This window comes from Shewanella sp. HL-SH4, from assembly GCF_051164845.1.
GTDB classification, from domain to species: domain Bacteria; phylum Pseudomonadota; class Gammaproteobacteria; order Enterobacterales; family Shewanellaceae; genus Shewanella; species Shewanella glacialimarina.
This window is the reverse complement of record NZ_CP195037.1, coordinates 334,453-347,301: the sequence shown is the minus strand read 5'-3', so window position 1 is coordinate 347,301 and position 12,849 is coordinate 334,453. Positions and strand designations below refer to the sequence as shown.

The window sequence follows — 12,849 nt, the reverse complement described above, 5'->3', positions numbered from 1 at the left end:
ATGGACTTTAATGAGTTACTTTCGGTGCTATCGTTTGTGGTCTACACCTACGATAACCGCCCGATCACTCTACTGCAAATTATCCAGGTACCCCTGTATATCTTTTTAGCTTGGTTTATTGTGAGCCGAGTGGGTAAGTTAATTACTAGCGCCTTAAGAAAACGTAACGTGAGTGCTGATGCTGTACATTTGTTTTCTCGTATGTATTTAGTATTGTCTATCGCTATTTTAGCTATTACCAGTATGGATATTCTCAATATCCCCCTAACTGCATTTGCGTTTGTTTCAGGCGCAATTGCGATTGGTGTGGGTTTTGGTGCGCAAAACATTATTAACAACTTTATTTCAGGTTGGATTTTAATGTGGGAACGTCCCATTCGTATTGGTGACTTTTTAGAAGTGGGTGACGCTAGAGGTGTGGTTGAGTCGATAAACACCCGCTCTACTTTAATTCGTCGAAATGATGGTGTTCATATGTTAGTTCCGAACAGCCAACTGCTTGAAAATACGGTAACCAATTGGACATTGATTGATAAAAATGCCCGCACTTTTGTGCGAGTTGGCGTCGCTTACGGTTCTGATGTTATGTTAGTGCAAAAGTTATTGTTTGATGTTATCGAAGAGCGTGATGATATTTTACCGCACCCTAAACCGACGGTACTATTTGAAGATTTTGGTGATAGTGCATTAATATTTGATATGGTTTTTTGGGTTAACGCAGTGTCTGAAACCGACATTCGCCGTCGTCGCAGTGAAATTCGTTTTAGAATTTATGACTTATTTGGTAAAAACGATATTGCTATCGCCTTTCCGCAACGTGACATTCATGTCGATGGCAATCTAACGATTACTAATAGTGACAGATCCCAATAAACATAAATTATTTTGGGGTTGTGCGTATAACATATTGATTACTAAAATAAAAAAGACGCTTAGGCGTCTTTTTTATTTTAGCGTAAATCACTTGGCGTTACTTTGTCGCTTTAGTATGACGAGCAAGCAAGTTTTGATTAATATCTGCCATCGACAAGCCTTGATCTTCGAGTAACACAATTAAGTGATACATCAAGTCAGACGCTTCATTGATTAGCTCTTCTTTATCATTGGTGACCGCAGCTAGCGCCGTTTCTAATCCTTCTTCACCAACCTTTTGTGCAATTCGTTTAGTGCCCCGTTCAAATAACGAGGCGGTATAGCTTGAGTCTGCACTTTGACCCTTACGTGAAATAATGACGTTTGTTAGATTATCAATAAAAGGATGGGCATTGCCATCTGGCCAGCAGCTTTCCGCCCCAGTATGGCAGGTTGGTCCATTAGGAATAACTTGCACTAACAGGCTGTCGTTATCGCAATCTTTATCAATGGCGATAAGTTGTAGGGTATTGCCTGAGCTTTCGCCCTTGGTCCATAAGCGCTGTTTTGAACGACTAAAAAAAGTAACTTGATTGGTCGATAGGGTTTTCTCAAGGGCAGCTTCATTCATGTAGCCTAGCATTAAGACTTTACCCGTTAAGTGGTTTTGAACCACGGCAGGAATTAATCCATCCTGTTTATCCCAAGCTAGGCTTGCACTATCCAATGTTACTTGTGTCATAATTTATCTCTTTATTTGATGCGTTTTATAGTCGAATCGCGATTTTTTGGCCGTGTAGGTATTGTTTTAAATCACCAATATCGATTATGCCTTTATGGAATACACTGGCAGCTAATGCTGCATCAACTTTGGCCAGCTCAAACACTTCTTTAAAATGTTCCATGGTGCCGGCTCCGCCTGATGCGATTAACGGCACATCACAAATAGCGCGAACCATACTGAGCTGCTTAATATCATAGCCGCCACGTACACCATCTTGGTTCATCACATTGAGTACAATTTCACCACAGCCACGCTTTTGCACTTCTTCAACCCAGTCCTGGGTGTACCACTGAGTGTCTTTAGTCGAAGCTTCATCACCGGTAAATTGCTTTACTTTATAGCTGTCTGATGCCGCGTCGTAAAATGAATCGATACCAATCACAATACACTGGCGGCCAAATTCATCCTGTAGACGTGAAATTAAACTTGGGTCGGTTAATGCGGGGGAATTAATCGATATTTTATCAGCACCAAAGGCTAACTTCTCACGTGCTTGTTCAATGGTTTTAATTCCACCAGCAACGCAGAAGGGGATATCAATTTGTTCAGCCACGCGACTGACCCATGACTTATCAATCACTCTATCGTGGGCGCTAGCGGTAATATCATAAAACACCAGCTCATCGGCTCCTTCAAGAGCATATCGAGCTGCGAGCGGTACTATGTCGCCAACAATTTCATGGTCGCGAAATTGTACCCCTTTAACGACTTTACCTTCACGAACATCTAGGCAAGGAACTATGCGTTTGGCCAGCATGTGATTGCCTCCTCAACGGTGAAGTTTTTAATCAGTAGTGCTTTGCCGATGATAATGCCATTGGCTTTACTATCACGCACTGCAGCAACATCATTTAATGTGGCGATACCGCCAGAAGCTTGCCAATTAATGTCAGGATACTTTACTGCCAGTTCGCGGTATAAATCAGTATTAGCCCCTTGTAGGGTGCCATCACGGCTGATATCAGTTACTAAGGCATGTTGTAAGCCAACGCTTTGATATTCGGCTACCAGTGACTCTAAAGACTTGCCGCCACCCGTTTGCCAGCCAGATACGGCAACTATTTTTTCACCAGCATCGTTAATATTGACATCAAGCGCTAAACAAATAGCTTGGCTGCCATATTTAACAAACCAGCTTTTAACTAATTCTGGCTCTTTCACCGCCAGTGAGCCTATTACCACACGCTTAACACCTAGTGCTAATAACTCTTCAACTTGCTGCTCGCTGCGAATACCGCCACCAACTTGAATATCGGTTGTTAACCCAGCCACTAATTCGCCAATTAAGGCTATTTGGCGTTTTGACGGGTCTTTAGCGCCAGTCAAATCGACAATATGGAGTAATTCCGCACCCTGTGCTTCATAGGATTGCAGCTGTGCTAGGGGGCTTAGGTCAAAGGTGGTTTTTTGCTGATAATCGCCTTGATATAAACGCACCACTTGACCATCAATTAAATCAATTGCTGGAATGATCATTGTGCTTTCCCCATATTTAAAAAGTTTTGTAAAATCTTAGCGCCAACGGTAGCACTTTTTTCTGGGTGAAATTGCACCCCAAAAAAGTTATCTTTGCCAATAGCGGCGCTGAAATTTTCACCGTAATTACTGCTTGCTAAGGTATATTCACTTATTGGCGCACGATAGCCATGCACAAAGTACACATAACTGCCGTTTTCTATGCCGGCAAAAAGTGGATGATCAGATACTGTGATTTGATTCCAGCCCATGTGTGGCAAAGGTAAGCCTTTGCTGTCTAAATCACCTATCTCTGTTGGGATAAGGCCTAAACATTCAATGGCCTGTGTACTGCGTCCGCCATACTCATTTGACAGGGAAGCAAGCATTTGCATCCCTAAGCAAACGCCCATAACCGGTTGGGTCAGACTTTTAATTAACTCGATTAAGTCTTTTGATTTTAATGCAGCCATAGCCGCACCAGCGGTACCCACGCCCGGTAAAACGACTCTAGAAGCACTGCGAATAACATCAAAGTCAGCACTGACGACGATATTGGCATTAAGACGTTCAAACGCAAAGCGCACCGAGCTTAAATTGGCACAACCAGTATCGATAATCACAGTAAGATCATCTAAATCATTGCCTTTACCGCGATTAGGAACAGCTGACTGCTCTTTTATGGATAAGTCTGTCACGTTAACTCCTTACAGCACACCTTTGCTTGATGGCAGTATGTCACCTTCCACTTTCACCGCTTGGCGAAGCGTACGGCCTAACACTTTAAACAGCGCTTCTACTTTGTGATGATCGTTATCGCCTTTCGAGCCAATGTGCAAGGTACAACGTAGGCCATCAGCGAATGAACGGAAGAAGTGTGGCACCATTTCGATGGCCATTTCACCTACCATTTCACGGTCAAAGTCAGCATTGAACTTGATGAACGGACGACCAGATATGTCCATTAAGCATTCGCCACTGGCTTCATCCATCGGTAAGCTGAAACCAAAACGAGCAATACCACGCTTGTCGCCTAAGGCCTGGCGAATCGCATCACCAATCGCCAGTGCAGTGTCTTCAACGCTGTGATGATCATCAATTTCTAAATCGCCATCGACGTGAACATCCATTTTGAAATTGCCGTGGGTTTGAATTTGGTCAAGCATGTGGTCAAAAAAGCCAATGCCGGTTTCAATTTTACCTTTTGATTGATTATCTAAATCAATGGTCACTTTAATGTCAGTTTCTTTGGTGGTGCGCACAACCGTGGCTTGACGGCCTTTACTTAATAGCGCTTGGCAAATAGCGTCCCAATCTAAGGTTTGACGATTGTATAGGAAGCTTTTAATCCCCATAGCATTGGCGAGTTCCACGTCTGTAGTGCGATCACCAATAACAGCTGATTCAGTAAAGTCGACTCTGCCTTCAGTTAAGTAGCTTTTTACAAGCCCAAGTTTTGGTTTGCGACAACTGCAGTTTTCATCATTAAAGTGCGGGCAAATAACCACATCGTCAAACATCACCCCTTGGCTTTGAAAGATTTGCATCATCATGTTGTGCGGCGCATCAAAATCTTCTTTAGGGAAAGAAGGTGTCCCTAAACCGTCCTGATTACTGACCATCACTAATCTAAAACCGGCTTTTTGTAATTTTAGTAGCGCAGGGATCACCTGTGGCTCGAACACTAATTTAGCTAGGCTGTCTAATTGCTTATCAATTGCAGGCTCTTCAACTAATGTGCCGTCACGATCAATAAAAAGTATTTTCTGTTTCATGTTGCCGACCTTAACTTTGTAGGAATATTGTTATAATTTATGTATTTTTGCTGCTTAATAGCACGTCAATTAATTTGTCTGTTTGCGCGCTAGAGGCAAAACTGAAGCGAATAGCGTCGGCTAAACGAGGATCTTTATAGGCCCTAGCGACAATGCCATTGTCTGTCAGTAATTGTGCTATTTCGGTCACATTTTTAAAGCGAGCTAGGGCAAAGTTACCTTTTGCTGTCAGCACCTGGGCACCAATTTGTTGTAGTACCTGAGTAAGTCGCTCACCTTGTTGGTTTAAGCTAGCCACTTGCTCACGCATCAGCTTAATACCATCAGAACTTAACGCCTTGGTGGCTAATTCAGACACTGGCAGTGGTACAGGGTAAGGCGCAATCACTAACATGACTAAATCAATAATGGCTTCATTTGCTAGCATAAATCCGCAACGGGCACCGGCTAAAGCAAACGCTTTAGATAAAGTCCGTAACACCACAAGATTTGGGTATGTCGACAGTAAATCTGCAACCGAATACTCAGGGCTAAATTCAATATAAGCTTCATCAACCACTACTATCGCTTGAGGCGCACTTGCAATCGCCTTTTCAATATCTTGTTTGCTGATGATAGTGCCAGTCGGGTTGTTGGGATTACAAATAAATACAAGTTTGGCATCGCCAATTTCAGCTGGCCAGTTTTCGGGTAACTGATAATCACTGGTTAAACTCAGTGCTGTTACACCGACATTAAAGGTAGCTGCACTGATGGCATACATACCATAAGTAGGACCAAATGAGGCAATAGTGTCTTTACCCGGCGTACAAAAAGTGCGGATAAGTAATTCAATCGCTTCATCTGCGCCGCGACTTGCAATAATCTGACTTGGCTTAACCCCTGAATAATCAGCATACGCATTGATTAGTGCAGGTGGTTGACATTCTGGGTAGCGATTTAATTTATCTAAATCACTATTGTTAAAAGGTGATTCATTAGCATTAATCCAAATGTCGCCTCGGCCACCAATGCGTCTAGCACTTTGATAAGGGGTAAGGTCGAGTAACTCGGGTCGTGCTAATTTTTTTGCATCAAATGTGTTCATCAACGTGTGCTCATAAATCAATTCTATTATTGCTGTCAACGATGGGTTTATCATCACAGCGCCAAGATTACTGTTATTGGTTTAAGCTTGCTAACCTTATTGCGACGGCATTTTTGTGCGCATCTAACAGTTCATTTTCGGCTAAGGTCATCACGGTTTGGCCAATGTTTCTCAGGCCTTCAGCGCTGAGTTCTTGGACGGTAAAGCGTCGACTAAAATCCGCTAGTGATAAGCTAGATACCGCGCGACTATAACCGTAAGTAGGTAACACATGGTTAGTACCACTGGCATAATCGCCAACGGATTCTGGTGTGTATGCACCTAGAAAAACCGAACCTGCAGCACGGATAGTGCTGAGCAAAGCCCGTGGGTTTTCAGTTTGAACGATTAAGTGCTCCGGGCCATATTGGTTGGATACTTGTACCGCTTGAGCAAGATCATCAACCACTAAGCTTCGGCTACATTCAAGTGCTTTGGCGGCAATATCTTGTCGTGGTAACATTGCTAGTTGAATAGTGAGCTGAGTATTCACAGCATTGGCTTGCACAGCGCTGTTGGTCACCAACATCACTTGCGAGTCCACGCCGTGCTCAGCTTGTGACAGTAAATCCGCTGCAATAAAAGCAGGATTGGCTTGGTCATCGGCAATCACCAACACTTCAGACGGTCCAGCAGGCATATCAATGGTGACACTGACGCGGTTATCTTGCGACACTAATCTTTTGGCTTCGGTAACATAACGATTACCTGGGCCAAATATTTTATCGACTTTAGGTATAGTCTCTGTACCAAATGCCAAAGCGGCGATGGCTTGAGCACCACCCACTTGATATATCTCAGTAATACCACACACCTTGGCCGCATAAATAATCGCATCATTGATTGGCGGTGGGCTAACTAATACACGTTGCTCACAACCGGCAATTCTAGCGGGCAGGGCCAGCATCATTACTGTTGATATAAGTGGGGCAGTGCCACCTGGAATATACAAGCCGACTTTTTCAATCGCTTCAGATCTAAGCTCACATCGCACGCCTACTTGAGTTTCAATATCAATCGGCTTAAATATTTGTGCCTGATGAAACGCTTCAATATTAGCAACTGCCTGGGCAATGCTTTGTTTTACCTTGTCTGACACTCTAGCACTGGCAGAATCTATCTCTGCAGTTGTTAGGGCAAGATCATCAATGATAGCGCCATCAAACTGCTGATTAAATTTAGAAATAGCCGCATCACCATCTAATACCACTTGTTCGATAATGCTGCGAACTAGCTGCTCAACACTGTTATCACCCACCAAAGGTGAGCGTTTTAATGCCGCAACTTGCTGGTTAGCAGATAAACTATTCCAATTAAGGATTTGCATTGGTGATGAAGACTGTAATGGTGATTGTGTCATGGTCATCAGTATTACCCCATCATTTTTTCGATTGGCATTACTAAAATAGAGGTGGCACCTAAGGCCGTTAACTGCTCCATTGTGTCCCAGAATAAATCTTCAGAGCTGACTGCATGCACAGCAACACGATTTGAATCATCATTAAGCGGTAATACAGTTGGATTTTCTGCACCTGGTAATAAAGCCACAATTTGATCTAGAGTGGCTGTTGGCGCGTGTAGCAGGATGTACTTACTCTCACGTGCGCGGATAACGCCATTAACTCGTGACAGTATTTTGTCGATTAACGCTTGCTTAGCCGGTATTTGAGTTTGATTAGATTGAATGATGCAGGCCATTGAGCGGTAAATGACTTCAGTTTCATATAAGCCATTGGCTTCAAGGGTTGCACCCGTTGACACTAAGTCACAAATACCATCGGATAAACCCGCACGTGGTGCGACTTCAACTGAACCTTTAAGCATACAGTCGCTGTAACTAATACCTTTTTCTTGCATAAAACGGCGAAGGATATTGGGATATGAAGTGGCTATACGCAGACCCTCTAATGAGCTGGCATCCTTGTAGCTGAATTCATTAGGCACTGCGAGAGATAGGCGACAGGCACCAAAGTCAAGTTCACGTAATTTGGTGAAGTCAGCTGGCTTGTTGACCAGTTGACGTTCTAACTGTTCTTCTTCTAGAACGTTCTCGCCGATAATACCTAGGTCAACTACGCCGTCCATCACCAATCCTGGAATATCATCATCACGTACTCGAAGTAGGTCGATAGGCATATTGTCGGCGTGGGCGATAAGGCGCTGCTCATTTACATTAAACTTCACACCACAACTTTTCAGTAGTTGTTGTGACTCTTTAGATAAGCGGCCCGATTTTTGAATAGCGATGCGTAAACGGTTTGATTCAGTCATGATAAATATCCATTAATTAAAGTTGAAAATAAATAGTAAGATTTCAAATATAAAAACAATTAGTTAGCAATAAAAAATTTTAGTAAAAATAAAAAGTAAACTTAAGAAAACAAAAAACCCCTGAAATTGCTTCCAGGGGTTTGTGATAGTTTCACCGCCGGAAGGGAAATAGACCCTCGGCAGTAAGCATCCGAAGGCTACCGCATATGGTGGTGATGATGGATTATAGTAGCTAGGATGAATATCATTGTTTGTCTCTTAATAATGTTAATGAAGATACCCAAGTGGTTATCTTGATAAATTCTGATGAAGTTAGCGTTCATACGGCCGTAAACTTCTATGCCATAAAACTTAACCGCTATTGATGTTGTTTGCAATAGCGAATAAAGGGAAATGGTAAATTATTTACACATTTTATGGTAATAACTTAGAACAATTTAAATTAACGGCTATTTTTGTAGAAAAAACAAACAAAAAGCCAGAAGTAAATATTTCTGGCTTTAAAATGGCATAGCCATTAATTGTATTTCACCAACGTCATAGAAACTGTTTGCAGCGATTACTTGACTCGCATTCCTGGTTGAGCACCTTCGTGGGGCTCAAGAATCCATAACTCATTACCACCAGGACCTGCAGCTAATACCATGCCTTCTGACATACCAAAACGCATTTTTCGAGGTGCAAGGTTGGCGACCATGACAGTCAACTTACCCACTAGGTCTTCTGGTGCATAGGCTGATTTAATACCGGCAAACACTTGTTTAGTCTCGCCGCCTAAATCAAGTTCAAGCCTAAGCAATTTGTCTGCGTCAGGCACATGTTCAGCTTTGGCTATGCGGGCAATGCGCAAATCCAATTTCGCAAAATCATCAAATTCAATCGTGTCACTGATTGGGTCATCCTGTAGCGGATTACCTGTGCTGACTTTTACAGGTGCTTTATCAGCTTTAGCAGCCTTTTTAGGTTTTACTTCTTCAGGAGCTTGGGTAACTTGTAAGTTGTCTTTAGAGGCATCAACCATAGCAGCAACTTTGTCTAGGTCAACACGTTGCATCATCGCTTTAAAAGGCACTATTTCATGGTTAGCCATATTTTTATCTAAGCTTTCCCATGTTAATTCAACTTGTAAAAACGCTTCAACATCTTGGCTTAAACGCGGTAATACCGGCTTTAAGTAAGTCACTAAGATACGGAACAAGTTTAATGAAATAGAGCACACTTGATGCGCTTGTTGCTGCTGGTCTTCATGCTTAATTAACTGCCAAGGGGCTTGCTCAGCCACAAAAGCATTGGCGATGTCGGCCAATGCCATGATTTCACGCATTGCCTTACCATATTCACGGGTTTCGTAAAACTCTGCAATTTGATCTTGTTTGGCCAAGAATAATTCAGCTAGGCTGTTATCTTCAATGGTCGCTAACTTGCCATCAAAACGTTTGCTGATAAAGCCAGCTGTCCGTGATGCTAGGTTGACTAATTTGCCGACAAGATCAGAGTTAACACGCTGAGCAAAGTCTTCAAGGTTTAAATCTAAGTCATCAATACGGCTGCTCAGTTTTGCCGCGTAGTAGTAACGCAAAAACTCAGGGTCTAAATTGTCTAAATAAGTACGCGCCTTAATAAAGGTGCCCTTTGATTTAGACATTTTCGCGCCATTCACCGTCACATACCCATGGGCAAAAACGCTGGTCGGTTGGCGATAGTTAGCGCCATGAAGCATTGCTGGCCAGAATAAACCATGGAAATTGACAATATCTTTACCGATGAAGTGATAAACCTCTGCGGTTGAATCTTTGGCCCAAAACTCATCAAAGTTAACGCTAGGGTTTTTATCACAGAAGTTTTTGAAAGAGCCCATGTAACCGATTGGTGCATCTAACCATACATAGAAGTATTTACCCGGGGCATCAGGTATTTCAAAACCAAAATAGGGCGCATCACGAGAAATATCCCATTGTTGCAAGCCTTGCTCAAACCATTCTTTTAGCTTGTTAGACACTTCTGGCTGCAATGAACCTGAATTAAGCCAGGTATGCAACATGCCTTCAAATGCCGGTAGGTCAAAGAAGAAATGCTCGCTGTCTTTCATTATTGGTGTTGCACCAGAAACTGCAGACTTAGGATTAATGAGGTCTGTAGGGCTGTAGGTTGCGCCACAATTGTCACAGTTATCACCGTACTGATCTTCAGACTTACATTTAGGGCAGGTTCCCTTTACAAATCTGTCTGGTAAAAACATCGACTTTTCAGGATCAAATAGCTGTGAAATAGTCTTGGTTTTGATGTAGCCGCCGTCGCGAAGTTTCAAATAAATACTGCTGGCCAGCTCGCGATTTTCAGGACTATGGGTGCTGTGGAAATTATCGAACTGAATATTGAAATCAGCAAAATCCTGTTGATGTTCTTCTTGAACTTGCGCAATCATTTCTTCTGGTGCAATACCAAGTTGCTGAGCTTTAAGCATGATAGGCGTGCCGTGGGCATCGTCTGCACAAATAAAGTGACATTCATGTCCGCGCAACTTTTGATAGCGAGACCAGATATCAGTTTGAATGTATTCAAGCATGTGGCCTAAGTGAATTGGGCCATTGGCATAAGGAAGGGCGCTGGTAACCAGAATTTTACGTTGTGATTGGGTCATTTTTTCTCAACATCGAATTTCGCTAAAAATATTGCCAAGATACTAACTGAAAAATGCAATATTTTCACCAAAACATGCACTAAAAAGGTGTATTTATAACTAAAAAATAATGAAGTTCTGATACACTTGCACAAATTTGTCAACGGGAGTCATGCTTTTGTCTATTTCCTATCCTGATTATCAACTTGATGCACCATTATTAGCCTCAGTGCTTGCCATTTTAGATGCACATCAAGATCCCTATTTAAAACAAGGTTTAGTGTCTGCCGGTTGTGTTGTTAAATTAGCCATTGAAGGCAAAAGACTGCAATTAGGGTTGATTTATCCTTATCCATGCATGACCCAATATCGTGATACGGTTATGGCAATAACTAATAAACTTGCTGTATTAGATGCCATTGACGAAGTGGAATGTGAGATAGATTTCCAGCCGCGGGTTTATTCTGCCATTACCTCTGTTGAACCGATTAAAAACGTTAAACAAGTTATTGCCATTGCATCAGGCAAGGGCGGAGTAGGTAAATCAACTACGGCAGTTAATTTAGCCTTAGCATTAAAAGCTGAAGGGGCAGAAGTGGGCATTTTAGACGCCGACATATACGGCCCATCGATTCCGCTTATGCTTGGTATTCCGCATTTTCGTCCACAAAGCCCCGACGGCAAAATGATGACCGCCGCGTCCGCTCACGGTATTGCAGCACAATCAATAGGCTTTATGCTAGGTGATGGTGAGGCTGCTGTATGGCGTGGACCTATGGCAGCGGGTGCGTTAGTGCAGTTAATGAATGAAACCCAATGGCCAGAATTAGATTATCTGATTATAGATATGCCGCCAGGTACAGGTGATATTCAATTAACCCTATCGCAAAAATTTCCCGTAAGTGGCGCGGTAATTGTCACTACGCCACAGGATATTGCCTTAGCTGATGCGCAAAAAGGCATTAGCATGTTCAATAAAGTACAAATTCCAGTACTCGGTATTGTTGAGAACATGAGCTTTCATTTATGCCCAGAGTGCGGTCACAAAGAACACCCATTTGGAACCCATGGCGGCAGTAAAATTGCTGAACGCTATAATGTGCCATTATTAGGGGCGTTGCCGTTAAATATTAATATTCGTGAATCGATGGACAATGGTGCGCCTAGCGTGGTCACTGAGCCTGATTCTGAAGTGTCTGGTATTTATCGTGAAATTGCGCGCAAGTTAGGCGCGCAATTAGCATTACAACAAGTTAAATCAACTGTTTCTATTAGTATATCGGACGACGAGTAAGGTCAAAGCATGAATTCTCCACAGTGTGTCATTATTGGTATCGCCGGTGCATCGGCATCAGGTAAAAGCTTAATTGCGAATACTATTTTTCAAGAGCTTTGCCGTGATCTGGGCACCAACCAAATAGGGGTTATCAATGAAGATGCGTATTATCGTGATCAATCTCATTTGACCATGGATGAGCGGATTCAAACCAACTATGACCACCCTAAAGCACTTGACCATCAACTGCTTGCTAGCCATTTAGAAACATTAAAACGTGGTGAGGCTGTTAACATTCCACGTTATAGTTACACCGAACATACTCGTATATCTGAAACGCTCGAAATGCAGCCTAAAAAAGTCATTATTCTAGAAGGGATTTTGTTACTAACCGATCCTAAGTTACGTGAACTCATGGATGCCAGTGTGTTCATGGACACACCACTAGACATCTGTTTTTTACGGCGATTAACACGAGATGTTGCAGAACGTGGTAGAACAATGGAATCGGTTATCTCACAATACAAGAAAACAGTACGTCCGATGTTTTTACAGTTTATTGAACCGTCGAAGCAATATGCCGATATCATCGTCCCCCGTGGTGGGAAAAATCGTATAGCAACCGATATATTAAAAGCTCGAATTCAACATTTGTTGGCTAAGTAACATTACTGATTTAAAAATTCATTA

The 12,849-nt window shown here is 42.5% G+C and carries 12 protein-coding genes; 3 read left to right on the top strand and 9 right to left on the bottom strand.

The genetic code is table 11. The features are described 5' to 3' along the window. The gene (locus ACRWQL_RS02430) at nt 1-873 is read left to right on the top strand and encodes a mechanosensitive ion channel family protein (RefSeq protein WP_434952163.1); all 873 of its coding nucleotides are present in this window, start codon (nt 1-3) and stop codon (nt 871-873) included. Between the two features lie 97 nt (nt 874-970). Here the strand turns inward: ACRWQL_RS02430 and hisIE are convergent, their stop codons facing one another. From hisIE to metG, 9 genes are all read right to left on the bottom strand, one after another. After that, nucleotides 971-1,594 carry a bifunctional phosphoribosyl-AMP cyclohydrolase/phosphoribosyl-ATP diphosphatase HisIE gene (hisIE, locus tag ACRWQL_RS02425; RefSeq protein WP_434929876.1) on the bottom strand — a complete coding sequence of 208 codons (624 nt, stop codon included), beginning with the start codon at nt 1,592-1,594 and terminating at the stop codon, nt 971-973. Nucleotides 1,595-1,619: 25 nt separating this feature from the next. After that, a complete protein-coding gene (hisF, locus tag ACRWQL_RS02420) occupies nt 1,620-2,393 on the bottom strand; it encodes an imidazole glycerol phosphate synthase subunit HisF (protein WP_434929875.1) in 774 nt (257 codons plus the stop codon). Next, the gene (gene hisA / locus ACRWQL_RS02415) at nt 2,375-3,112 is read right to left on the bottom strand and encodes a 1-(5-phosphoribosyl)-5-[(5-phosphoribosylamino)methylideneamino]imidazole-4-carboxamide isomerase (protein WP_434952161.1); all 738 of its coding nucleotides are present in this window, start codon (nt 3,110-3,112) and stop codon (nt 2,375-2,377) included. Before hisA ends, hisF begins: the two co-directional genes overlap by 19 nt. Next, on the bottom strand, nt 3,109-3,774 hold the full coding sequence (hisH, locus tag ACRWQL_RS02410) for an imidazole glycerol phosphate synthase subunit HisH (protein ID WP_434953451.1): 666 nt from the start codon (nt 3,772-3,774) through the stop codon (nt 3,109-3,111). The genes hisA and hisH overlap by 4 nt, the downstream gene beginning before the upstream one ends. Nucleotides 3,775-3,798: 24 nt before the next feature. Next, nucleotides 3,799-4,866 (bottom strand): bifunctional histidinol-phosphatase/imidazoleglycerol-phosphate dehydratase HisB, encoded by a 1,068-nt coding sequence (gene hisB / locus ACRWQL_RS02405; RefSeq protein WP_434925947.1) that lies wholly within the window; start codon nt 4,864-4,866, stop codon nt 3,799-3,801. A gap of 37 nt (nt 4,867-4,903) precedes the next feature. Then, the gene (gene hisC, locus ACRWQL_RS02400; protein ID WP_434952159.1) at nt 4,904-5,953 is read right to left on the bottom strand and encodes a histidinol-phosphate transaminase; all 1,050 of its coding nucleotides are present in this window, start codon (nt 5,951-5,953) and stop codon (nt 4,904-4,906) included. A gap of 73 nt (nt 5,954-6,026) precedes the next feature. Next, nucleotides 6,027-7,319: a histidinol dehydrogenase gene (hisD, locus tag ACRWQL_RS02395; RefSeq protein ID WP_434932019.1), complete on the bottom strand. Its 1,293-nt coding sequence runs from the start codon at nt 7,317-7,319 to the stop codon at nt 6,027-6,029. 44 nt (nt 7,320-7,363) lie between these two features. Beyond that, nucleotides 7,364-8,263 (bottom strand): ATP phosphoribosyltransferase, encoded by a 900-nt coding sequence (hisG, locus tag ACRWQL_RS02390; RefSeq protein ID WP_434952157.1) that lies wholly within the window; start codon nt 8,261-8,263, stop codon nt 7,364-7,366. Nucleotides 8,264-8,822: 559 nt separating this feature from the next. Then, nucleotides 8,823-10,904 (bottom strand): methionine--tRNA ligase, encoded by a 2,082-nt coding sequence (gene metG, locus ACRWQL_RS02385; RefSeq protein ID WP_434952155.1) that lies wholly within the window; start codon nt 10,902-10,904, stop codon nt 8,823-8,825. Nucleotides 10,905-11,055: 151 nt separating this feature from the next. On the opposite strand from metG, the gene apbC reads away from it, so the two are divergent. Next, nucleotides 11,056-12,177: an iron-sulfur cluster carrier protein ApbC gene (apbC, locus tag ACRWQL_RS02380; RefSeq protein WP_434952154.1), complete on the top strand. Its 1,122-nt coding sequence runs from the start codon at nt 11,056-11,058 to the stop codon at nt 12,175-12,177. A gap of 9 nt (nt 12,178-12,186) precedes the next feature. Then, nucleotides 12,187-12,825, top strand: a complete 639-nt coding sequence (gene udk, locus ACRWQL_RS02375; RefSeq protein WP_434925951.1) for a uridine kinase — start codon at nt 12,187-12,189, stop codon at nt 12,823-12,825. Nucleotides 12,826-12,849: the final 24 nt, after the last annotated feature.